The sequence below is a fragment of the Cupriavidus mimosae genome (assembly GCF_023952485.1).
Classification (GTDB): domain Bacteria; phylum Pseudomonadota; class Gammaproteobacteria; order Burkholderiales; family Burkholderiaceae; genus Cupriavidus; species Cupriavidus taiwanensis_C.
In genome coordinates, this window is record NZ_JALHRY010000005.1 from 41,744 (window position 1) to 64,661 (window position 22,918).

General features: G+C 69.7%; 24 protein-coding genes. 21 read left to right on the top strand and 3 right to left on the bottom strand.

Going from position 1 to position 22,918, the window contains the following annotated elements:
• Positions 1–510: a MarR family winged helix-turn-helix transcriptional regulator gene (locus MKD50_RS10800; protein WP_115705633.1), complete on the bottom strand. Its 510-nt coding sequence runs from the start codon at positions 508–510 to the stop codon at positions 1–3.
• 150 nt (positions 511–660) lie between these two features.
• On the opposite strand from MKD50_RS10800, the gene MKD50_RS10805 reads away from it, so the two are divergent.
• The 19 genes from MKD50_RS10805 (at position 661) to MKD50_RS10895 (ending at position 19,387) form a co-directional block, all read left to right on the top strand.
• Complete coding sequence (locus tag MKD50_RS10805; protein WP_252667128.1) at positions 661–2,355, top strand: AMP-binding protein; 1,695 nt, start codon at positions 661–663, stop codon at positions 2,353–2,355.
• Between the two features lie 22 nt (positions 2,356–2,377).
• Positions 2,378–3,562, top strand: coding sequence for a thiolase family protein (locus tag MKD50_RS10810; protein ID WP_252667129.1), 1,185 nt, complete (start codon positions 2,378–2,380; stop codon positions 3,560–3,562).
• The gene (locus MKD50_RS10815) at positions 3,559–3,963 is read left to right on the top strand and encodes a Zn-ribbon domain-containing OB-fold protein (RefSeq protein ID WP_115705638.1); all 405 of its coding nucleotides are present in this window, start codon (positions 3,559–3,561) and stop codon (positions 3,961–3,963) included. The genes MKD50_RS10810 and MKD50_RS10815 overlap by 4 nt, the downstream gene beginning before the upstream one ends.
• Entirely contained in the window at positions 3,960–4,718 is a 759-nt protein-coding gene (locus MKD50_RS10820; protein ID WP_252667130.1) for an SDR family NAD(P)-dependent oxidoreductase, read from the top strand. Before MKD50_RS10815 ends, MKD50_RS10820 begins: the two co-directional genes overlap by 4 nt.
• 55 nt (positions 4,719–4,773) lie before the next feature.
• Positions 4,774–5,190 carry a cupin domain-containing protein gene (locus MKD50_RS10825; RefSeq protein ID WP_115705642.1) on the top strand — a complete coding sequence of 139 codons (417 nt, stop codon included), beginning with the start codon at positions 4,774–4,776 and terminating at the stop codon, positions 5,188–5,190.
• Positions 5,180–6,295, top strand: coding sequence for an Ldh family oxidoreductase (locus MKD50_RS10830; RefSeq protein ID WP_252667131.1), 1,116 nt, complete (start codon positions 5,180–5,182; stop codon positions 6,293–6,295). Before MKD50_RS10825 ends, MKD50_RS10830 begins: the two co-directional genes overlap by 11 nt.
• Complete coding sequence (locus tag MKD50_RS10835) at positions 6,292–6,690, top strand: RidA family protein (protein WP_115705646.1); 399 nt, start codon at positions 6,292–6,294, stop codon at positions 6,688–6,690. The genes MKD50_RS10830 and MKD50_RS10835 overlap by 4 nt, the downstream gene beginning before the upstream one ends.
• 32 nt (positions 6,691–6,722) lie before the next feature.
• Positions 6,723–7,667: a fumarylacetoacetate hydrolase family protein gene (locus MKD50_RS10840; protein ID WP_252667132.1), complete on the top strand. Its 945-nt coding sequence runs from the start codon at positions 6,723–6,725 to the stop codon at positions 7,665–7,667.
• The gene (locus tag MKD50_RS10845; protein ID WP_252667133.1) at positions 7,651–8,415 is read left to right on the top strand and encodes an SDR family NAD(P)-dependent oxidoreductase; all 765 of its coding nucleotides are present in this window, start codon (positions 7,651–7,653) and stop codon (positions 8,413–8,415) included. Before MKD50_RS10840 ends, MKD50_RS10845 begins: the two co-directional genes overlap by 17 nt.
• Before the next feature lie 8 nt (positions 8,416–8,423).
• Positions 8,424–10,004, top strand: coding sequence for an FAD-dependent monooxygenase (locus MKD50_RS10850; RefSeq protein ID WP_252667134.1), 1,581 nt, complete (start codon positions 8,424–8,426; stop codon positions 10,002–10,004).
• Positions 10,001–10,951 (top strand): VOC family protein, encoded by a 951-nt coding sequence (locus MKD50_RS10855; RefSeq protein ID WP_252667135.1) that lies wholly within the window; start codon positions 10,001–10,003, stop codon positions 10,949–10,951. The genes MKD50_RS10850 and MKD50_RS10855 overlap by 4 nt, the downstream gene beginning before the upstream one ends.
• A gap of 3 nt (positions 10,952–10,954) precedes the next feature.
• On the top strand, positions 10,955–11,941 hold the full coding sequence (locus tag MKD50_RS10860) for an amidohydrolase family protein (protein WP_252667136.1): 987 nt from the start codon (positions 10,955–10,957) through the stop codon (positions 11,939–11,941).
• 32 nt (positions 11,942–11,973) lie between these two features.
• The gene (locus MKD50_RS10865; protein WP_115705657.1) at positions 11,974–13,329 is read left to right on the top strand and encodes an MFS transporter; all 1,356 of its coding nucleotides are present in this window, start codon (positions 11,974–11,976) and stop codon (positions 13,327–13,329) included.
• A 16-nt stretch (positions 13,330–13,345) separates the two neighbouring features.
• Positions 13,346–13,888, top strand: a complete 543-nt coding sequence (locus MKD50_RS10870) for a V4R domain-containing protein (protein ID WP_172582599.1) — start codon at positions 13,346–13,348, stop codon at positions 13,886–13,888.
• Positions 13,885–15,222: an aromatic ring-hydroxylating oxygenase subunit alpha gene (locus tag MKD50_RS10875; protein ID WP_252667137.1), complete on the top strand. Its 1,338-nt coding sequence runs from the start codon at positions 13,885–13,887 to the stop codon at positions 15,220–15,222. The genes MKD50_RS10870 and MKD50_RS10875 overlap by 4 nt, the downstream gene beginning before the upstream one ends.
• Entirely contained in the window at positions 15,219–16,208 is a 990-nt protein-coding gene (locus MKD50_RS10880) for a PDR/VanB family oxidoreductase (protein WP_252667138.1), read from the top strand. The genes MKD50_RS10875 and MKD50_RS10880 overlap by 4 nt, the downstream gene beginning before the upstream one ends.
• 16 nt (positions 16,209–16,224) lie before the next feature.
• Positions 16,225–17,559 (top strand): aromatic ring-hydroxylating dioxygenase subunit alpha, encoded by a 1,335-nt coding sequence (locus MKD50_RS10885; protein WP_252667139.1) that lies wholly within the window; start codon positions 16,225–16,227, stop codon positions 17,557–17,559.
• Positions 17,556–18,056: an aromatic-ring-hydroxylating dioxygenase subunit beta gene (locus MKD50_RS10890; RefSeq protein WP_252667140.1), complete on the top strand. Its 501-nt coding sequence runs from the start codon at positions 17,556–17,558 to the stop codon at positions 18,054–18,056. Before MKD50_RS10885 ends, MKD50_RS10890 begins: the two co-directional genes overlap by 4 nt.
• Before the next feature lie 194 nt (positions 18,057–18,250).
• Positions 18,251–19,387 (top strand): porin, encoded by a 1,137-nt coding sequence (locus tag MKD50_RS10895; RefSeq protein ID WP_252667141.1) that lies wholly within the window; start codon positions 18,251–18,253, stop codon positions 19,385–19,387.
• A gap of 30 nt (positions 19,388–19,417) precedes the next feature.
• Here MKD50_RS10895 and MKD50_RS10900 read toward each other — a convergent pair whose 3' ends face one another.
• Together MKD50_RS10900 and MKD50_RS10905 are read right to left on the bottom strand one after the other, a co-directional pair.
• Entirely contained in the window at positions 19,418–20,959 is a 1,542-nt protein-coding gene (locus MKD50_RS10900) for a YifB family Mg chelatase-like AAA ATPase (protein ID WP_240073606.1), read from the bottom strand.
• Between the two features lie 88 nt (positions 20,960–21,047).
• Complete coding sequence (locus tag MKD50_RS10905) at positions 21,048–21,326, bottom strand: accessory factor UbiK family protein (protein WP_012351595.1); 279 nt, start codon at positions 21,324–21,326, stop codon at positions 21,048–21,050.
• Between the two features lie 389 nt (positions 21,327–21,715).
• Here MKD50_RS10905 and MKD50_RS10910 point away from each other — a divergent pair, with 389 nt between their 5' ends.
• A complete protein-coding gene (locus MKD50_RS10910) occupies positions 21,716–22,498 on the top strand; it encodes a TorF family putative porin (protein ID WP_115705669.1) in 783 nt (260 codons plus the stop codon).
• A 52-nt stretch (positions 22,499–22,550) separates the two neighbouring features.
• Positions 22,551–22,889 carry a P-II family nitrogen regulator gene (locus tag MKD50_RS10915; protein ID WP_010814843.1) on the top strand — a complete coding sequence of 113 codons (339 nt, stop codon included), beginning with the start codon at positions 22,551–22,553 and terminating at the stop codon, positions 22,887–22,889.
• Positions 22,890–22,918: the final 29 nt, after the last annotated feature.

Here is a 22,918-nt window from a genome sequence, read left to right on the forward strand (position 1 = left end):
TCACGTGCCGCCCGCGGCCTGATCGTCGATTTCGGCGAGCAGATGGCGCAGCACGCGTGTCGCCGCGCTGCTGTCGTCGGCATCCATCCCGGCCGTGAGCGCGTGCAGCCGCGCCACACGCTCGTCCAGGGCGCGGTCGATCAGGTCCTTGCCGGCCGGTGTCAGTTCCACTTCCAGGCGGCGCCGGTCGTTGGGGTCGCGCAGGCGGCGCACCAACCCTTTTTCTTCCAGCCGGTCCAGCAGCACCGTCATGGTGCCCGTGGTCAGGATCGCGATCCGGCTCAGGTCTGACGGCGACGCGGTTTGCGGAAACCGGCGGCGCAGCGCCGCCAGCACCTGGAATTGCCCGGCCGAGATGCCGTGCGCCTGCGACAGGCGGCCGAGCTCCCGCTCCAGGATGCCGCCAAGGCGTATCACGCGGATCAGCAGGTCCGCGTGCTCCAACTGCAGATCCGGGCGCGCGGTGCGCCACTCGGCAAGAAACTGGTCGACGTAGTCATAAGTAGTCATGCGGCCATTCTACTTGAGTCCAAATCATTCGACAAAAAATAACTTGAATTCAAGTTACTTGAGATATAGCATTCGGCCATCACCAATCGGTAGGCGCCGAAGCGCCACCGCAACGAACGGGGGACGACAACCATGCCTGGTGGCTTAACAGTGGATCTATCGCACCGCTTGCCGGCGGCAGGCGGCCCGGCCCGGTGCGATGACGGCGCGGCAACGTTGCGCTCGGTGCGCGAGGCGTTCGACACCGCCTGCCGCCGCTACGCCGGCCGGCCGTTTCTCCATATCCCGGCGCAGGCTACTGCTGCCTATGGCGGCCAACCGGTGGAGTGGTCCTATGGCCAGGCCGGACAGCACATCCGCGAACTGGAAGCCGCGCTGCGCCATGCCGGGCTGGCCCGTGGGCAGCGCGTGGCGCTGCTGCTCGACAACCGCGCTGAATTCTTCCTGTGGTGGCTGGCCCTCAACGGCGTCGGCGCATCGGTGGTGCCGCTGAACGCGGAGAGCAGCGCGGCGGAGATCGCGCATGTGCTGCGCGACAGCGGCGCCGCACTGGTGGTGACGCTCGCGGGCTCCTGGCAGGCCCTGGCGCCGGCACTCGCTGCGACTGGCCTGGCATTGCCGCCGGTGTACGGCATCGACGGCGCGATGGCGGCGCTGCCCGCGCCACGGGGTGGCTGCAATGCCGCCGACGACGAGTGCGCGCTGGTCTATACCTCGGGCAGCACCGGCCTGCCCAAGGGCTGCATGCTGTCGAACGCCTACATGCTGGCGTTCGGCCGCTGGTATATCTCGCTGGGCGGGCTGTGCGCGCTCGCGCCCGGCGCCGAGCGCCTGATCACGCCGCTGCCGCTGGTGCACATGAATGCGCTGGCGTGTTCATCGATGGCGATGATCCTCAGCGGCGGCTGCATCGTGCAACTGGACCGCTTCCATCCCAATACCTGGTGGCAAACCGTCGCACAGAGTGGCGCCACCATCGTGCATTACCTCGGCGTGATGCCGGCCATGCTGCTGCAATTGCCGTCGCAGCCCGGCGATCGGGCACACGCGGTGCGCTTCGGCTTTGGCGCCGGCGCGCACCCCAAGCACCAGGCCGCATTCGAAGCCCGCTTCGGTTTCCCGCTGGTCGAATCCTGGTCGATGACCGAGGTCGGCGCGGGGGCCGCGGTGGTGGCTAACGCCGAGCCGCGGCATCCGGGCACGCGCTGCTTCGGTCGGCCCGCGCCCCATATGGAGTACCGCATCGTCGATGAACACGATTGCGACGTGCTGCCGGGAGCTGCCGGCGAGTTGCAGGTGCGCGCGGCCGGCAGCGATCCGCGCGCCGGCTTCTTCTCGGGCTATGCCAACCAGCCGGAGCTGACCGAAGCGGCGTGGGCGGGCGGCTACTTCCATACCGGCGACATCGTCCGGCAGGGACGCGACGGCTCGCTGTACTTCGTCGACCGCAAGAAGAGCATCGTCCGGCGCAGCGGCGAGAACATCGCTTCGCTGGAAGTGGAGGCGGTGCTCAACCAGCTGCCCATGGTGCAACAGGTGGGCGTGGGGCCGGTCGACGACGAAATCCGGGGCGAGGAAGTGATGGCCTGCATCGAGCTGGCCGCAGGGCATGCGCCCACGCATGCCCTCGCGCTGGAAATCTTCGCGGCAGCGGCGCAGCGGCTGCCGTACTTCAAGCTGCCCGGTTATATCGCCTTCGTGAGCGAGCTGCCGCTGACTGCGTCGCACAAGCTGCAGCGCGGCGCGCTGAAGCAAACCATGCGCACCCTGGTCGGTGAGCGGGCGGCATTCGACCTGCGCGCGATGAAGAAACGTTCCGTGTCCGGCGCCGCCGGGCGCGGCTGACGCGGCATGCCAGGGGAAATCCATGCATAGAACCTGCGATCATGCCGCGACGGACGACGATGTGGTGCTCGCCGTGCCGGTCACCACGGCCTACACGCGCTACAGCACCGAGCCGGCCGACTGGTACGTGGCGCAATGCCTGCGCGAGCTGCTGGTGCGCGCCCGCCTGTCCAAGGACAGCGTCGATGGCCTGGCGGTATCCAGCTTCACGTTGCCGCCGGACCCGGTGGCAAGCCTGTCGCGCTCGCTCGGCCTCTCCTTGCGCTGGCTGGAGTCGGTGCCGTTCGGGGGTGCCAGCGGCGTGATCGCGCTGCGCCGCGCCGCGCGCGCGGTGCAGGCGGGCGATGCCGAGGTCATCGCCTGCATTGGCGCCGACGCCAATCCGCGCGGCGGCTTCGCCGGCCTGGCCAGCCGTTTCTCGTGGGCGGCCATCGACGCCATCCATCCGTACGGCGCGGCAGGACCAGGCATGCCGTTCGCGCACCTGACGCGGCGCTACATGGAGGCCACCGGCGCCACCCGCGCAGACTTTGGCCGCCTGTGCGTGAGCCAGCGCCAGAACGCCAGCGCCGTACCGCATGCCCTGCTGGGCACCGCGATCACGCTGGACGACTACCTGCACGCGCGGCCGATCGCGGAGCCCTTGCACAAGCTCGACCTGGTGATGCCGTGCGCGGGCGCCGAAGGTTTCCTGGTGATGTCGCGCGGCAGGGCACGCCGTCTGGGCCTGGCGCACGCGCGCCTGCGCGCCGTGGTGGAGCGCCACAACGCCTATGCCGACGACGACGCCATCCTGCGCGGCGGCTGGGCGCTCGAGCAGGCGCGGCTTTACCGGCAGGCCGGCGCGACGCCGCAAGATATCGACGTGCTGGCCACCTATGACGATTACCCCGCCGTGGTGTTCCTGCAGCTGGAAGGGCTCGGCTTTTGCCAGCCTGGCACCGCCGCGGCTTTTATACAGGCGCATGACCTGGGCTTTCGCGGCGATTTTCCGCACAACACCAGCGGCGGGCAGCTTGGCTGCGGCCAGGCCGGCGCGGCTGGCGGCTATCTGGGACTGGTCGAGGTGCTGCGCCAGGTCACCGGGCAGGCCGGCGCCAACCAGGTGCCGGGCGCACGGCTCGGGCTCGCCAGCGGCTATGGCATGGCCGTGTACGACCGCTGCCTGGCAACCGGCGCCGCCATCATCGAAGGAGTCCCGGCATGAGCGCCCATTCCCCCGCCTGGCAGGCGCTGGCCGCGGCGACGCCGTCCGGCGGCCTGGCGCTGCCGCATTGCGCGGCCTGCGGCCATCGCTTCTATCCGCCGCAGCGGTACTGTCCGCGGTGCCTGCACGGCGATATCGAACACTTGCCCGACAGCGGCGCCGGCGTGGTGCTGTCGGTGGCGGTGCTGCACTACACGCTCGAGCCGCGCTTCGCGGACCGGCTGCCGGTGCACGTGGCCGCGGTGCGGCTGGATGCCGGCGTGACGCTGTTCGCGCTCGCCGACACCATGCTGGCCGCCGGCACGCGCGCGGCGGTATGGCTGGACCGAGACGATGCACATCCCGATGGCGTGCTGCGCGCCCGCTGCCTCCCCATGAACCAGGACGGAGACCACGCATGAGCCCGCGCACCCAACAAGGTTTGCGCTTTGCGGGGCGCACCGCGCTGGTGACCGGCGGCAACGCCGGCATCGGGCTGGCAATCAGCCAAGCACTGCTGAAACAGGGGGCCCGCGTGATCGCGGCGGGCCTCGCGCCGGCGGAGACGGCGCACCCGTTGCTGACCAGTGTCGTGACCGACCTGTCCACGTCCGACGGCGTTGCGGCCCTGGTCGCCGCGGTTGCGCTCGAGCCCCGCATCGACATCCTCGTCAACAACGCCGGCGTGGTGCGCAACACCGCGCTCGCCGACGTCGGCAATGCCGAATTCGACCTGATGATGAACCTGCATGCGCGCTGTGCCATGCAATTGGCGCAGGCATGCCTGCCGCGGATGCAGGCGCGGCACTTCGGCCGCATCGTCAACGTGGCCTCGCGCGCCATCGTCGGCCTGGCCGGGCGCACCGCCTACGGCGCCAGCAAGGCGGCGCTGGCGGCGATGACGCGCACCTGGGCGCTGGAGCTGGGGCCGTGGGGCATCACGGTCAATACCGTGTCCCCCGGCCCAACCGTCACCGGCATGCTGACCAGCGATTTTCCCGAGGACGGCGAGCGCGCCCGCGCGCTGGCCGCCTCGCTGCCGGCGCGGCGCCTGGGCCTGCCCGAAGACGTGGCCCACGCCGCGCTGTTTTTCGCCGACCCGGCCAGCAGCTGGATCACCGGCCAGAACCTCTTTGTCTGCGGCGGCGGCAGCCTGGCCGCGTCGCTGGCCTTGTAAGCGCCGTCATCGGCGCCTGCCACGCAATAAAACCAGAACGATCGGAGATAACACGATGAACCCGTCCTGTCCTCAACCGGCGCTGCCGGGCATTCCACCGCTCGAGGAGGTGCTGCTGCAAAGCGCCGACATGCCCTGGCGCCCCAAGTCCCTGCCCGGCCTCTACGAAAAGATGCTGTGGCGCGACGAGGCGACCGGCGCTTCGATTGCGCTGATCCGCTTCGATAAGGGGGTGTCGATCCCCGCGCCCCATTCGCATGCATCGAACCAGTTCATGTTCTGCCTGCAGGGCCGCTACGAATACACCGCCACGCAGGTGGTGCTGACGCCCGGATGCTTCTACTGGAATCCGAAGGGCAACGTCCATGGCCCCACGCTGGCGCATGAGGACACCATCGTGGTCGAGATCTACGACGGTCCGCACTATCCCCAGAAACCGAGCTGGTACACGGATGAACGCGATGCCCACTAAGACTCCCGGCGCCGACGCGCCCGGCCAGCTCACCCACTGTGAAGTCGACGCGGGCGCGCTGAGCGCGGCCGTGAGCGCCATCTTCGCGCGACTTGGCGTGGCCGACGCGGACGCCGTGCGCGTGGCCGATGCGCTGGTCGACGCCGACCTCGAAGGCATTCCGTCGCACGGCGTGATGCTGGTGCCCATGTATGCGCAGCGGCTGCGCAGCGGCTCGGTCACGCCGGCCGCGCGCGCCACCGTGGTCAGTGACCAGGGTGGCTGCGTGGTGCTCGACGCGGCCAATATGCTGGGGCAGCTGTCGGCGTTCCAGGCCGTGGAGTTGGCGCGGGACCGGGCGCGCGCCCACGGCCTCGGTGCCGTGGCGGTGCGCAACGCCTTCCACTTCGGCGCGGCAGGACTGTATGCGCGCGCGCTCGCCAGCGAGGGCTGCGTCGGCATCGTGATGTCGAACACGCGCCCGCTGATGCCCGCACCGGGCGGCGCGCAGAGCGTGGTCGGCAATAACCCGCTGGCGATCGCGCTGCCCGGCTCCGACCCGATTCCGATCGAACTCGACATGGCCATGAGCGCGAGCGCGATGGGCAAGATCCGGTTGGCCGCGACCCGGGGGCTCGAGCTGCCGCCGGGCTGGGCCACCGATGCGCAGGGCAATCCCACCACCGACGCCGTGGCCGCGCTGAGCGGCATGCTGCTGCCGGCCGCGGGCGCGAAAGGCTTCGGCCTGGCCTTCATGGTCGACCTGCTGTGCGGCGGCTTGTCCGGCGGCGGCACCGGTGCGGCGGTGCGCCCGCTCTATGGCGACAGCGCCATCCCGTACAACTGCGCGCATTTCTTCCTTGCACTCGACGTGGCGCATTTCCGCGACCCGGCCGCGTTCGCGCGCAACGCCAGCGCCGCCGCCGCCGCGGTACGCGGCTCAGACCGCGCGCCAGGGGCCGAGCGCGTCTATAGCCCCGGCGAACTGGGCTGGGTCACGCGCTGCCGGCACGGCAACCGCTGCAGCATCGAACGCGTAGTGCTGGCCGAAATCGTCAGCGTGGCGCGCGCACTTGCGGCGCCGGTTCCGTCATCCATTGCCAACCTTACCGACTCACAACCATGAAGACCCAGATCCATTCCGAGGCCCTGCGCCAGCCCAACGGCCACTTCTCGCAAGCGACCGCGATCGAGGCCCGCGGCCGGCTGGTGTTCATCTCCGGCATGACCGCGCGGCGGCCCGACGGCAGCATCGCCGGCATCGGCGATGTCGAAGCGCAGACGCGGCAGGTTTGCGAAAACCTGAAGGCGGCGGTCGAGGCCGCCGGCGGCACGCTCGACGATATCTGCCGCGTCGACGTCTATGTGCGCAACATCGAGAACTTCGACCGCATCCACAAGGTCCGGCGCGAATACTTCCGCGCGCCGCTGCCGGCTTCGACCATGGTCGAAGTCAGCAAGCTGGTATCGCCGGACTACCTGATCGAGATCAGCGCCGTCGCCGTCGTGCCGGACGCCTGAAGCGCCACCCTTATCCGTACCGGAACTCAATCATGCGATTCGCAAGTTTTACCTGCGACGGCCAGCCCCGCATCGGCGTGGTCGAAAGCGAGGAAGTCGCGCTGCTGCCGCTGGCGCTGGGCGACCTGCGCGACGTGATCGCGGGCGGCGGCGCCGCGCTGCAGGCGGTGGCCGCGGCGCAGCGTGGCGGCAAGCTGCCGCGCCTGGCGCTAGACCGCCTGCGGCTGCTGCCGCCGCTGCAGCGGTTGCGGCGCGACGTGCTTTGCGTCGGCTGGAACTACTGGGACCACTTCGACGAAGGCAAGGGCAAGCGCGAGGGCCAGGACGTGCCGCGGCCGCAGGCGCCGACGTTCTTCACCAAGAGCCCCGACACCGTGATCGGGCCGCGCGACGATATCGCCTTCGATGCGCGCATCTCCGCCAAATGGGACTACGAGGCCGAGCTGGCGCTGGTGATCGGCACCGACGGGCGCAGCATCCGCGCCGACAGCGCGATGCGGCATGTGTGGGGCTATTGCCTGGCCAACGACGTCTCGCAGCGCGACCTGCAGCGGCGCCATGGCGGCCAGTGGCTCAAGGGCAAGAGCATCGACGGCACCATGCCGCTGGGCCCGTTCCTGGTCACCGCCGACGAGCTCGACCCCGAGTCGGTGCGGCTGCAGTGCCTGGTCAATGGCGAGCTGATGCAGGACGCGTCGGTGGCGCAGATGGCCTTCCCGATCCCGGAGCTGATTGCCGAGCTGTCCTTTGGCATGACCCTGCAGGCCGGCGACCTGGTCATCACCGGCACCCCGGCGGGCGTCGGCAATGCGCGCGAGCCGCAGGTGTTCCTGCGCGCTGGCGACACCGTCACCGTGCGCGGCACCGGGCTGGGCCAGCTGGTGAACCGGCTGGTCGACACCGACCTGTACCACCAGTCGAGCGTCCCCGCGATGGCCGGCAACGACACGGGAGGCGCCCATGCAGGCAATCTTTGACGCGGCCGGCGATGTGATCGTGATCACCGGCGGCGCCAACGGCATCGGCGCCGAGCTGGCACGCCGCTGCGCGCAGGCCGGCGCCACCGTGGTGGTGTGCGATGTCGACGAGCGCGCCGCCGCCCAGTTGCTGGCCCGCGAGCCGCGGCTGCGCTTCTGCCGGCTCGATGTCAGCGACCGCGACGCGGTGATGCAGGCCATGCAGTCGATCGAGGCCGAGCACGGGCGCATCGACGGGCTGGTGTGCGGCGCCGCGGTGCAGCCGCGCCGGGAGGTTCACGCGACCGAGCCGCAGGCGTGGCAGAACGCACTGGCGATCAACCTGGACGGCGTGGTGTGGTGCTACCAGGCAGTGGTCCCCGGCATGATCCGACGCCGGCGCGGCAGCGTGGTGGCGTTCTCGTCGGGACTGGCCCACAGCGGCTGGCCGCAGGCCGCGGCCTATGCCTCGAGCAAGGCCGCGCTGGGGGCCTTCGTCAGGAGCGCCGCCAAGGAGGTGGCGCAGCACCGCGTGCGCGTGAACCTGATTGCGCCGGGCGTGATCGACACGGCGCAGTACCGCAACGCCAACGCCGGCAGCGACGACGCGCACTGGGCCAACACCCTGGGCGTGGGCCGGGCCGAAGACGTGGTGGGCCCGCTGATGTTCCTGCTGTCGGATGCCGCCACCATGACCGCGTCGCTGCTGAGCCGCGACCATGCCTATCCCGCCAGCGCGCCCGCTGCCGCCACCAAGGACACCCCATGAGCCCCGGCATGAAGCCCGTATTGATCGTGGGCGCGGGGCCGATCGGACTGACCACCGCGCTCGGCCTGGCGTACTACGGCATTCCGTTCCAGATTTTCGAGGAGGACGGCAGCCTGTCGCTGGACACCAAGGCCGGCACGCTGCTGACGCGCACGCTGGAAGCGTTCCGCCGCTATGGCGTGGCCGACGACGTGCTGGCGCGCGCGCTGCGCGTCGAAGAGATCGGCGAGATCGAGCGCGAAGCCAACCTGGCGCGCCAGTCGGTGCGCACCGCGGTGCTGCGCGACGAAACCCGCTATCCGTTCGTGGTCAACCTGCCGCAGCACCACCTCGAGCCAATCCTGCGCGCGGCGGTGGAGCGCGTGCCGCAGGGCCGCCTGCATATGCAGCACCGGCTCGAGTCGTTCAGTTCCGGCCCGGACGGCGTGGTGGTCCAACTGGATACGCCGGCAGGTCCGCGCAGCGTCGAGGGCAGCTACCTGCTGGCGTGCGACGGCGGCCGCAGCACCGTGCGCGCGCAATGCGGCGTGACGGTCGACGGCATGTCGCTCGACGTGCGCTACATGCTGGTCGACCTGAAGCTCGACCTCGACGTGGCCAACCCGCGCGACTATCCGTACCTGGCGTATTTCTCGGATGCGCAGGAGTGGATGATCCTGGTGCGGCAGCCGCATTGCTGGCGCTTCCTGTATCCGCTGGCCAAGGATGCCGACGAGCCCGGCGACGACGAGCTGCGCGCCAAGGTGCTGCGCTTTATCGGCAAGGTCGACAAGGTGGAGCTGCTCGGCCGCGTGACCTACCGCGTGCATCACCGCATCGCGCGCCAGTGGCGGCGCGAGCGCGTATTCCTGATGGGCGATGCCGCGCACCTGATCACGCCGATGTGGGCGCTCGGGCTGAATACCGGCGTGCTCGATGCCATCAGCCTGCCGTGGCGGCTGGCGTGGGTGCTGCGCGGCTGGGCCGACAGCAGCCTGCTCGACGGCTACGAGCGCGAGCAGCGCCCGGTGGCGACCGAAGGCGCCGGCGAGATGGCCGAGGCCGCGCGCCACCACATGGCCATGCAAGGCGGCGCCAATGCGCCCACGGCGCTGCAGGACTGGGGCAATGCCTGCACCCGCACGCTGCTGGGCGTGCGCCTGGACATCGACGGCAGCGGCGACTGGTCGATGATCCGCGCCGAAGCCGAGCCGCCACCGCTGCGCGTGGGCGAGCGCATTCCGGATTTCCTGCTGCACGGCCCGGCGGGACGGCCGCTGCGGCTCCATGACCTGGTCGACGGCAACTTCCTGGCGCTGTACTTCGCCGACGTGCGCCGCCAGCCCGAGATTCCGCACAACACCTCGCCGGCGCTGCGGCATTTCGTGGTGTCGCGCTGGGATGCGCCGCTCGATTCCGGGCTGCGCGAGCGCGCGCTGCTCGACGTCGGCAACCAGTTGCGCGAACGCCTGGGCGTGCCCGACGGCACGCTGGTGCTGGTCCGTCCCGACGACCACGTTGCCGCGATCGTGCCGATCGCACCGCGGTGCGCCGAAGACCTGTATGCAGCCATCGTCGGCGCGCCCGCGCCGCAAGGGAGCCCCCAATGATCGCCGGACCCAAAGTGCTGGGCCTGAACGGCTTCGGCCTGGAAGTGCCCGACCTGGCCGCCGCCAGGACCTTCTATGAAACCTTCGGCCTCGAAGTCGCGGCGCAGCGCGGGCCGGACGAACCGTCGGGCGCGCTGCGGCTGCGCTCGCCAGGCCGCAGCAACGACGAGCTGGTGCTGGTGCCTGGCAGCGCCAAGCGCCTGCATCACCTGTCGTTCTACTTCGACCCGCTGCAACGCGACGCCTTTGCCGACCGGCTGGGCCGCGCCGGCCTCGCGGTGCGGAACCAGCCGCCGCCGGGCGGCGGCCGCGACGGCTTGTGGTTCCAGGACCCGTGGGGCACATGGATCCACCTGTGCCCGCAGCTTCCGGCCTCGACGCGCCGCCGCGAAGGCGGCCCGGGCGATGCCGGCTGGGCCGCGCGCGTCGACGTTGCCGCCTGGCAGGCGCTGGATGCGCCGCGACCGCCGCGCAAGCTTGGCCACGTGCTGATCTTCACGCCGCAGCTGGCCGAGGCCGAGCGCTTCCTGTGCGACGTGCTGGGCCTGCGCGTGGCCGACCGCGCCGTCGGCAAGGTCAGCTTCCTCGCCGCCGGCGATGGGGTGATCGACCATCACTGTTTCGGCCTGGTCCACAGCACGCACCGCGGCTTCCAGCATGCCAGCTTCCAGGTCGGCGGCATCGACGATATCGGCCTGGGCGCGTGGCGCATGCGCGAGGCCGGCTACCGGGACAGCTTCGGCCCGGGGCGCCATGCGCTGGCGTCGAACCTGTTCCAGTATGTGCGCGATCCCTGGGGCAGCTGGGTCGAGTACTACGCCGACATGGACAAGATCAGCGAGCGCTGGGTCAGCCGCGACTGGTCGGTGCTGCCCTATATCTGGGGGCCGGAATGGTCGCCGGAATTCTGGGGCGGCGAGATGAATGCCAACCTCGAGCCGCGCTAAGCCATGGAACCGATCCAATCCGAGGCCGGCACCGCGTCCGCGATCGCGCTGGACGTGCATGCGCACCTGGTGCCGGTGGACACCGCGGCACTGCGGCGGCTCGACGGCGTCTCGTGGCGCGACCCCGATGGCGTGCTGGTGATCGACGGCCAGCCGCTCAGGCAGCCAGACCTGTACCACCCCGGGCGCCTGCTGGCCTGGATGGCAGCGCAGGGCGTGCAGCGTGCGCTGGTGTCGGTGCCGCCGCCGCTGTACCGCCAGCAGCTGGACGCGCCGGCGGCGCGTGAGTGGGCGCGCTACCTGAACGACGGACTGATGGTGATGGCCTCGCGCCATCGCGAACGGCTCGGCGCGCTGCTGCACCTGCCGATGGAGCATGCCGCAATCGCGCATGCACTTGCCGGCAGCTATGACGGGGCACCGTGCGCGGGTTTTGCGCTGGCGGCCGGCGGCAACCCGGCGCTCGACTACGGCGATCCCGCGCATCGGCCGCTATGGGAGCTGCTGGACCGGCGCGGCGCCTTCGTTTTCCTGCACCCGGGCCGCTGCGGCGATGGCCGGCTGGCGCGCGCCTACCTGGACAACCTACTCGGCAACCCCTACGAAACCGCGCTGGCGGCCACCCAACTGGTGCTGGCCGATGTACCGCGGCAGTACCCGCGCATCCGTTTTTGCCTGGCGCATGCCGGCGGCCTGTTCCCCGCGGCATGCGGGCGGCTGCAGCGCGGCTTCGACACCGGCCGGCCCGGGGTGCCCGCCGGGATCGAACCGCCATTGCAGGCGGCAAGGCGGTTCTACGCCGATTGCATTGCCCACCACCCGGCCGGATTGCGGCTGGCCGCGGAGGTGTTTGGCGCATCGCACCTGTTGTTCGGCTCCGACTGGCCATTCCCGATGGGAATTCCGTCACCCGGCACCGACGGCAGCGCGCGCACCTGGCGGGGCGCCGCCATGCCGCAAGACCACGCGACCACCACCGGCAACACCTGACCAAATTCGAGAAAGGACAAGGGGGAGACAGCATGAGCATGGAAGAGGCAAGCATCACCACCGGCATGCCCGCGGCGGCCGGTACGCAGCAGGCCACGCTGCGCAGGACCATCATCACGTCGATCGTCGGGCAGGCGCTCGAGTGGTATGACTTTTTTCTTTATGGAACGGCCGCGGCGCTGATCTTCGGCAAGCTGTTCTTTCCGCTCGGCACCGATCCGCTGGTCGGCACGCTGGCGGCATTCGGCGGCTTTGCCGTGGGCTTTGTCGCGCGCCCGCTGGGCGGCGTGATCTGCGGCCACCTGGGCGACCGCTACGGGCGCAAGCTGGTGCTGGTGCTGACGCTGGTGGTGATGGGCGTGGCCACCACCGCGATGGGCCTGTTGCCCACTTACCAGCAGATCGGCATCTGGGCGCCGGTGCTGCTGGTGTCGCTGCGCTTCCTGCAGGGCCTGGCGGCAGGCGGCGAATGGAGCGGCAGCATCCTGATCATCAGCGAGAACGCGCCACCGGCGCGGCGTGGCTTCCTGTCGGCATGGAGCCCCAGCGGCGCAACCATCGGCTTCGTGCTGTCGGCGGCGGCGTTCTGGGCGGTGCAGAAGCTGCCTGCCGACGACTTCATGGCGTGGGGCTGGCGCGTGCCCTTCCTGGCCAGCATGGTGCTGGTGGTGGCGGGCTACTACATCCGCAGCCGGATTCCGGAGAGCGCGGAGTTCGTCGCGGCCAGGCGCAGCGGACACGACGTGCGCATGCCGGTGGTGGAAGTGCTGCGCCAGCAGCCGAAGCAGATCCTGATGGTGGTGGGGCTGCGCATGGCCGAAGGCGGCGCGTCCTATATCTTCTTCGCCTTCTCGCTGGCGTACGGCGCCTATCGCGGCATCCCCAACCACGTGATGCTCGAGGGGCTGACCATCTCGATGATGCTCGTCACGGTCACGGCGCTGTGCTACGGGCACCTGTCGGACCGGCTCGGCCGGCGCACGGTCTATATGGCCGGCGCCATCGGGCTGATGCTGGTGGCGTTCCCGTTCTTCTGGCTGATCGATACCCGCGAACCGTCGCTGGTGCTGCTGGCCTATGTGCTGGCCGACTCGGTGGTGCTGGCCGCGATGGTGGGCGTGCAGCCGAGCTATATGGCGGAGCTGTTCAGGACCGAGGTGCGCTATTCGGGCATGGGCATCGGGCGCGAGTTGTCCTCGGTGATCGGCGGCGGCATCGCGCCGATGATCGCGACCGCGCTGCTGGCCAAATACCACTCCGGCACGCCGGTGGCGATCTACCTGATCCTGCTGGGGCTGGTCACCGTGATCGCGCTGCTGTTCACGCCGGAAACGCTGCCGCGCGAGGCGCGCAGCGCGCGTGGCTCGCGTGGCGTGGACCGGGCCTGAGCCGATGGAGCCTGCCATGACCACCGTTGCCGCCCGCCTGGAAACGCCGCTGGCGCAGCGCCTGCAGTTCGACGCGCAGCGCGGCGAGGTGCGCGACCAGGACCGCCGCTACCTGCTGATGCGCCCCGACGTGCTGATGGGAACGCTGCGCCTGCTCGATGACGCGACCCGCGCGTGCGTGCTGGCTGCATTCGCCGAGTCCGCGGCCGTGCACGGGCGGCGCAGCATCCTGGCCTACGTTGCCGGCCTGGGGCCGGACGCCGGCGAGGCGCTGCTCGACCTGATCCGCCGCACCTCGCCGGCGCTCGGATGGGGCTGCTGGGAGCTGGCACGGCGCGGCAACGGGCTGGTGCTCGCCGTTGCCAACAGCCCGTTCGCCGCCGGCTACGGCCCTGCCGCGCAGCCCGTCTGCGCGCCGATTGCCGGCATGTTCCGCACCATCGCCGAGACCGTGCTGGCCTGCCCGGTGCAAGTCGAGGAAACCGCATGCGCCGCCATGGGCGGGCATGACACATGCCGCTTCGTGGCCCGGCCGGCCGCGCAAGGAGTCTCACCATGACCGACTACCGCAACGACGCCGGCGCGATTGCCGCGCTGGTGGAGGAAGACCGCGTGCATCGCGACGTCTGCCTGAGCGAGGCGCTGTTCCAGCTCGAACGCGAGCGCCTGTTCCTGCGCAGCTGGAACTACGTTGGCCACGAAAGCCAGGTGCCCGATGCGGGCGATTACTACACCACGGATATCGCCGGCCAGCCGCTGATCATGGTGCGCCATGTCGACGGCAGCGTGCGCGTGCTGATGAACCGCTGCGCCCACAAGGGCGCGCGGCTGGTGTGCCAGGTCCGGGGCAATACCGGCAAGTTCTTCCGCTGCCCCTACCATGCCTGGTCCTACCGCACCGACGGCACGCCGCTTGCCGTGCCGCTGAAGCAAGGCTACGAGCACACGCGCCTGCACGCCTGCGAGTCGGGCGCGGGGCTGGTGACGCCGCGGGTCGCGGTGTACCGCGGCTTTGTCTTTGCCTGCCTGTCCGAACACGGACCTGAGTTCGACGACTACTTCGGCGCCGTGCTGCCCGCGCTGGACGACCTCGCCGACCGCTCGCCGGAGGGTGCGCTGCAGATCGCCGGCGGCTGCCTGCGCAGCGTGGTGCGCTGCAACTGGAAGATGTACCTGGAGAACATCAATGACTCCGTACATCCGGTGTCGACGCACGAATCGGTGTCGGCTACCGCCAGCGCCATCCACGGCGCCCGGCCCGCCGATGCGCCGGCCTCGATGGCGCTGGACCAGCTGCTGCCATTCGGCTCGGGCTACGCCTTCTTCGCCAGCACCGGCGCGCGCGTATTCCCGCATGGCCACAGCGTGCTCGGCACCCAAGCCAGCATTCATTCCGCCTACGCCGTGCCCGATGCCTATCGGCAGGCGCTGGCGCAGGTCCACGGCGACCAGCGGGCGCAGCACGTGCTGGGCTTTGCGCCGCAGAACGTGGTGCTGTTCCCGTCGCTGGCGTTCAAGGGCTCGCCGCAAACCTTGCGCGTGATCCGGCCGCTGGCGGTGGACCGCACGCTGGTGGAGATCTGGGGGCTGGCGCCCAAGGGCGCGCCGCCGGAGCTGCTGCGGCAAACGCTGACGTACAACCGCCTGACCTTCTCGCCGATGTCGGTGGTGGCGCATGACGACGTGCATATCTTCGAGGGGATCCAGGCCTCGCTGGCCGCGCAGGGCAACCCGTGGGTCAGCCTGCACCGCGAGTATCGCGACGACGAGCGCCTGCAGCCGATACAGGATGTAAGCGGCACCAGCGAGCTGCTGATGCGCAACCAGTTCCGCGCGTGGGCCGCGCTGATGCACGCGGGGGATGCCCTGGCGCAAACCGGAGGCCACGCATGAGCCCCGACCACAAGACCCTGGAACTGGTGGTCGAAGACGTGATCGCATTGACCGACGCGATCACCGAGTTCCGCTTGCGCGACCCCGCCGGCAAGGCCTTGCCGGGCTTTGCCGCGGGCGCGCACCTGCGCGTGCAGGTAGCTCCCGGCGGCACGGCGGCCTGGCGCCATTACTCGCTGGTCAACGGCGACGGGCGTGCCGGGGCCACGGCCGCACCGTCCGTCTATCGCATCGCGGTGCGCCGCGACGATGGCGGGGAGGGTGGTTCGCTGTGGATGCACACGCAGTTGCAGGCCGGCAGCCGGCTGGTAACCAGCGCACCGATCAACGCGTTCGCGCTCGATGAGCGCGCCGAGGACGCGGTACTGATCGCCGGCGGCATCGGCGTGACGCCGATCGTATCGATGGCCGCCGCGCTGACGGCCGCCGGGCGCCGCTACCGCGTCCACTACAGCGCGCGCCATCCGGACCAGCTGGCACTGGTCGATGAACTGTTGGCGCTGGCGGGGGGCAACCTGTCGCTATATGCCGACCAGGAACCGATGCCGGCGCTTGATCTAACCGCGCTGCTGGCCGGCCTGGCGCCGACCCAGCCGATCTATGCCTGCGGTCCCGCCGGCATGATCGACGCGGTGCTGGCGCTGGCTTCGGCGCGCGGCTGGTCGCGCGACGATCTCCATTTCGAACGGTTTTCCGCACCGGCGCCCGGCGCTGCGGACCGCGCCTTCGAGGTCGAACTGCGCCAGTCCGGGCGGGTGCTGGCGGTGCCGGCCGGGCAGACGATTCTCGACGCGATGCTCGCGGCCGGGCTCGATCCGCTCTACGACTGCAAGCGCGGCGAGTGCGGCGTGTGCCAGGTGCCGGTGCTGGCCGGCGACATCGACCACCGCGACTACTGCCTGTCCGAGGCGCAGCGCTGCGCTGGCGACGTCATGCAGATCTGCGTGTCGCGCGCCAGCAGCGGACGGCTGGTGCTCGATGCATAAACGGGAGGAAAGACCAATGAGCAGATACCGGGACAATGCCGAGGCCTTGCGCAGCCTGGTGCAAGACCGGCAGGTGCACCGCGACGTGTACCTGGACCAGGAAGTGTTCGCGCTGGAGATGGAGCGGCTGTGGGCGCGGGCGTGGGTGTACGTGGGGCACGACAGCCAGGTGCCGGCGGCCGGCGACTACATCACGGCAGATATCGCGGGGCAGCCGGTGGTGATGGTGCGGCAGCCCGATGGCACCGTGAAGGTGCTGCGCAACCGCTGCGCGCACAAGGGCGCCAGGCTGGTGTCGCAACCGAGCGGAAACACCGGACGCTTCTTCCGCTGCCCTTACCACGCATGGACCTACAAGACCGACGGCGCGCTGTTGTCGATCCCGCTGCGGCAAGGCTATGCGGGCACCGGGCTGGAGGCCTGTCCCGCCGGCCAGGGCATGGGCGCGCTGCGCCACGTCGAGAACTACCGCGGCTTTGTCTTCGTGCGGCTGTCCGACGCAGGGCCCGGCTTCCGCGATTATTTTGGCGCGACGTTATCCTCGATCGACAACATGGTCGAGCGCTCTCCCGACGGCGAGCTGGAAATCGCCGGCGGCGTGCTGCGCTATCGCCACGACTGCAACTGGAAGATGTTCGTCGAGAACCTGAACGACACCATGCATCCGATGGTGGCGCACGAGTCATCGGCGGGCACGGCCAAGGAGCTGTGGGCGGACCAGCCCGAGGACGCGCCCAAGCCGATGGCGATCGAGCAGCTGGTGCCGTTCACCTCCGGCTATGCCTTCTCGGACGAGATGGGGGTCAGGGTGCTGGCCAACGGCCACAGCTATACCGGCGTCGGCGCGGTGTCGCTGCATGCCGGCTATGTGGGGCTGCCCGAGTACGAGGCGCGCATGGCGCAGGCCTATGGCGCCGAGCGCGCGGCGCAGATCCTGGCCACGGTGCGGCACAACACCGTGCTCTACCCCAGCCTGACCCTCAAGGGCGCGATCCAGGCGATCCGCGTGGTGCGCCCGCTGGCGGCGGACCAGACCGTGGTCGAGTCGTGGACGTTCCGGCCCAAGGGGGCGCCGGACACGCTGCTGCGGCGCACGCTGATGTACACGCGACTGATCAACTCGCCGATGTCGGTGGTCGGCCATGACGACCTGCACGCCTATCGGGCGATGCAGCAGGGCCTGCGCGCCGATGGCAATGAGTGGGTCAGCCTGCACCGCAACTTCGACGCGAACGAACTCGCCCAGCACGACATCACTGCCAATGGCACCAGCGAGATCTCGATGCGCAACCAGTTCCGCGCATGGAGCCGCTACATGGCGCCGGATTTCAACACGGGAGACGCAACATGAATGCAACCCAGCAAGTCATGCCGCCGGGCCGGGACGACCTGGTCGCGCTGGTCTATGAGGAAGCCAGGCTGATCGACGAGAAGCGCTTCGACCAATGGCTGGCGCTGTTCGCCGATGACGGGCACTACTGGATTCCGCTGGTGCCCGGCCAGCAGGACGGCATCGACCACGCCTCGCTGATGTATGAAGACCGGCTGCTGCTGCAGCTGCGCATCGAGCGCATGCGCAACCCGCGCGCCTTTTCGCTGCAGCCGGAGCCGCGCTGCCTGCATGTGCTGCAGTGTCCCGAGATCGTCGCCATGGCGCACCACGAAAACACCTACCTGACGCGTACCCGCTACATCTATGTGGAGACCGCCGGGGAGACGCAGCAGGTCTACGCCTGCACGGCCGAGCACACGCTGTCGCAGCAGGACGGCCGGCTGAAGATCCGCCAGAAGCGGGTCAACCTGCTGAACTGCGACGCGGCGTTGCCTTCGGTCCAGCTGTTCATGTGATCGCCGCGGGCATGCCGCACCGCATCGGCTGCTAGCCACGCGCCGGGCGCCGCTGCCACGGCGCCCGGCATATCAGGGAAAGGGAAAAAGGGGAAGTGCCCGCGCGCCGGGCACGGGGCGCGCTCATGCCTGCGTTGCCGGAAGCGGCAAGCAGTGGGGGGGTCCGTGCGCATAAAAACTACAGGAGACATGGCATGACAAGCAGTGGAAAACGAAAGCTGGCGCGGCTGTGCGCCGGCGCGCTGGGCCTGGCGGGTTCGGCGTACGCGCAGGAAGGGGTCACGCTGTACGGCTTGTTGTCGGTCGGCGTGGCCTACGTCAACAACGAAGCCGGCCACGCCGCCACCAGGATGGTGCCCGGGACCATGCAGAACAACCGCTGGGGGCTGCGCGGCACCGAGGACCTTGGCGGCGGAGCCAAAGGCATCTTCGTGCTGGAAAGCGGCTTTGGCCTTGACGACGGCAAGTCGCAGCAGGGGGGCAGGCTGTTCGGCCGCCAGGCTTATGTCGGCCTCAGCCATGACCGCTACGGCACGGTCACGTTCGGGCGCCAGTACGATGCCGTGTTCGACACGCTCGGCGCGATGTCGGCGCCGGTAGCGGCGGGCGGGCTGGCGACGCATGTGGGGGACAACGACAATGTGTTCGGCAGCTTCCGCCACAACAACGCGGTCAAGTACATCTCGCCGTCGTGGGGCGGTCTGCGCGCGCAAGCGACCTATGCCTTGTCCGATACCGGCCAGTCGGCCAACAACCGTTCATTCAGCCTCGGCACCAGCTACGCGAGCGGCCCGCTGAAGCTGGCCGCGGCCTACATGCAGCTGGACCACCCGGGCCTGCTCGCCAGCAACAACGCCGCCGGCGCGGTGACCGACGACTATGCCGGCGCGCCCTTCGTGCTGTTCCACAGCAGCCCGCTGACACCGGCGGCCGGCGTGACGCGGCAACGCGTGGGCGGCGTCGCGGCGGGTTACAGCGTTGGTGCGGCCCGCGTCAATGCGATGGTCACGACGGCTCGGTACCGATACCAGGACGGCACCGCCATGCGGCTGAACAACTACGACGTCAACTTCGGCTACCGCCTGACGCCGGCGCTGGAACTGGGCGCAGCCTATGTCTTCACCGACGGCCACTACACCGGCACGGATGCCCGGCCCAGATGGCATATGGGACAGCTCAGCCTCGACTATGCGCTCTCGCGGCGCACGGACGTCTATGTCTATGGCGTCTACCAGCGCGCGCGGTCGGCCAGGGCGGACATCTACCTGTTCGCACCCTCCAGCAACGGCGGGCAGCTGGTGTTCGTCACGGGCATTCGCCACAAGTTCTGACGACCATGCCCCCGCTGCCGACGATTCGCCCTAGCCAGCCATGCGCAGCGCGCGCCGGTACTGGATTGCTTCGCCCACGTGCGCCGCATTCAGCAGGTCGGCGCCGGCCAGGTCGGCAATGGTGCGCGCCACCTTCAGCACGCGGAAGTACGAGCGCGCCGACCACGCCAGCCGTGTCATCGCGCCGCGCAGCAAGGCTTGCGCCTGGGGGTCCATGGCGCAGTGCTGCTCGATCTCGCGTCCGCCCAGTTCATTGTTGGGCTTGCCCTGCCGGGCCAGCTGCCGCTCGCGCGCGGCCAGGACGCGCGCGCGCACCGCGGCGCTGGGCTCGCCGGGTGGGCCGTCGAGCATTTCGCCCTGGTCCTGCGCGGGCACCTCGACCTGCAGGTCGATGCGGTCCAGCATCGGGCCGGAGATGCGCGACTGGTAGCGGCGCACCTGGTCGGGCGTGCAGCGGCACGGCCGGTCGGGGTGGCCGAGGTAGCCGCACGGGCAGGGGTTCATCGCCGCCACGAACTGGAAGCAGGCGGGGAAGTCGGCGTGGCCGTTGGCGCGGGCGATGGTGATGCGGCCCGATTCCAGCGGCTCGCGCAGGACTTCGAGCACGCGGCGGTCGAACTCGGGCAGCTCGTCCAGGAACAGCACGCCGTGGTGCGCGAGCGAGATCTCGCCCGGGCGCGGATTGCCGCCACCGCCCACCATGGCCGGGCCGGACGCGGTGTGGTGCGGCGCGCGGCACGGGCGCACGCCCCAGGCCTCGGCGCGGAAGCCGCCCGGAGTCAGGCTCATCACGGCGGCGGCTTCCAGCGCCTGCTGCAGCGACATCGGCGGCAGCAGGCCGGGCAGGCGCTGGGCCAGCATCGACTTGCCGGTGCCGGGCGGGCCCACCAGCAGCACCGAATGCTGGCCGGCGGCCGCCACCTCCATGGCCCGGCGCGCCTGCGCCTGGCCGCGGACTTCGCACATGTCGGGGCCGCGCCCGGTGGCGACGGGCAGCAGGGGCGGCATGGCGCGGGGCAATCGCGCCTCGGTCACGGGGCCGAGGTGGTCGCAAGCCTGGCGCAGCGTGGCGGCGGCGTGCACCGCCAGGTCTTCGATCAGCGCGGCTTCGGCGCCGTTGCCGGCGGCGACCAGGAAGGCACGCGGGGCCTCGCCCGAGCCGGCGCGGGCGGCGTTGTCGCGCGCCAGCCCCATCGCCATGGCCAGCGCACCGCGCACCGGGCGCAGCTCGCCCGACAGCGACAGCTCGGCGGCAAATTCATGCGTGTCCAGCGCGTCGGCCGGGATCTGGCCGCTGGCGGCCAGGATGCCCAGCGCAATGGCCAGGTCGAAGCGGCCGGACTCCTTGGGCAGGTCGGCCGGCGCCAGGTTGACGGTGATGCGGCGGTTGGGAAACTCGTAGCCGCTGTTGAGGATGGCGGCGCGCACGCGCTCGCGGCTTTCGCGCACGCCGGTGTCGGCCAGGCCGACGATGGTGAAGGCCGGCAGGCCGTTGGCCAGGTGGGTCTCGACCCGCACCGGCGGCGCGGCGATGCCGGTCAGGGCCCGGCTGCGTAGGACGGCAAGGCTCATGGCATCGAACCGCACGGAACTGTTAACGAAAAAGGCCGCCAGCACTGGCGGCCTTCATACAGGCGGGATGGCGGCGGAACCGGCGGGCTCACGCGCCCCCAGTCGAGTCCACCGAGCCGGCGCCGGGCGGGATGCCGGCGCGACGCTCCAGCTCGGCCACGCGGCTTTCCAGTTCCTCCAGGCGGGCGCGGGTGCGCGCCAGCACCTGCGACTGAACGTCGAATTCCTCGCGCGTGACCAGGTCCAGCCGGGCAAAGCCCTGGGTCATCATGCTGCGCACGTTTTTCTCGATATCCCTTGCCGGCGAATTGCGCAGCGCCTCGCTGACCTTGTTCTGCAGGTCGTTGAAGAGGTCGGTCGGTTTCATGGTTTCTCCTTTGCGCACCTGACTGGTGCCAATCCGGGTGGGCATCTGGCGTATGGCGCGCTTTCGCACAGGAATTGGGCGCCCTGAATGCGGGCGATTCCTGTGCACGCAGGCCATGCCCAGCCACCGTCAGACCTCGATTATCGCCCCAGCGGCACGCCGGCGAAAGCACCGGCGCCGCGCTGTTCACACCTTTTAACCCGATCTGGCGTCGCCGCGCGGCGGATTCAAGCCCGCCCGCGATGCTGGCCGACGCGCGTCGCCGCGCATCGAGCGCCGCTTTCCGTGGGGTGGCACGGCAGTTGCAGTAGTGAGGGCGAGCTGCCTCAAAGCTTTACCGGAATCCAACTAAACGAAATCCGAGCCATCAGGAAAAGGAGAAAAATCCCATGAAGAAGTTGGCCCTTGCAGTCAGCGCGATGGTCCTGGCCAGTGCCGCCGGCGGCGCCCTGGCGCAGAGCACCGACGCCGCGGCCCCGGCTGCCGCGCCGGCCTCGCCGCATACGTTCACGGCCAACGTGTCGCTGGTCACGGATTACCGCTACCGCGGCATCAGCCAGACCAACCTGCGCCCGGCGATCCAGGGTGGTTTCGACTACGCGCACGAAAGCGGCTTCTACCTGGGCAACTGGAACTCCAGCATCAGCTGGCTGGAAGACGCCAACCCGGCGGTCTCGGCGCCGGTCGAGATGGACTTCTACGGCGGCTTCAAGAACACCTTCAAGGTCGCCGGCACCGAGTTCGCCTATGACCTGGGCGTGCTCGAGTACTACTACCCGGGCGGCTACAACAACCCGCGGCCGTACACCACCGAGCTGTACGCGGGTGTCGGCTGGGGCCCGGTCATGCTGAAGTATTCGCACTCGGTCACCAACCTGTTTGGCTGGGCCGACAGCAAGAACAGCTACTACGTCGACCTGAGCGCCAACGTGCCGCTGAACTTCTGGGACCTGACGCTGAACGCGCACGTCGGCTACCAGGGCGTGAAGCACAACAGCGATGCCTCGTACACCGACTGGAAGATCGGCCTGACCAAGGACCTGGGCAAGGGTTTTGCGCTGGCGGTCGCCTATGTCGACACCAACGCCAAGGAAGTGGCCTACACCAGCGCCAACCGCGGCCGCTACCTGGGCAAGGCCGCGGCGTGGGCCTCGATCACCAAGACTTTCTAACTCTGACGCAGCCCGGGCGGGCTGATGCCGGTCCGCTCCCAGGAGAATCCTGATGAAACTCATCATTGCAGTCATCAAGCCGTTCAAGCTCGACGAGGTGCGCGAAGCGCTGTCGGACGTGGGCGTGTCCGGCATCACCGTGACCGAAGTGAAAGGCTTCGGCCGCCAGAAGGGCCATACCGAGCTGTACCGCGGCGCCGAATACATCGTCGACTTCCTGCCCAAGGTGAAGATCGAGGTGGCGGTGCCCGACGACGTGGTCGAGCGCGCCATCGAGGCGGTCGAGAAATCGGCCCGCACCGGCAAGATCGGCGACGGCAAGATCTTCGTGGCCCCGATCGAGCAGGTCATCCGCATCCGCACCGGCGAGACCGGCGGCGATGCCCTGTGACCCAAGACAGCATAGAGACAAAGGTGAAT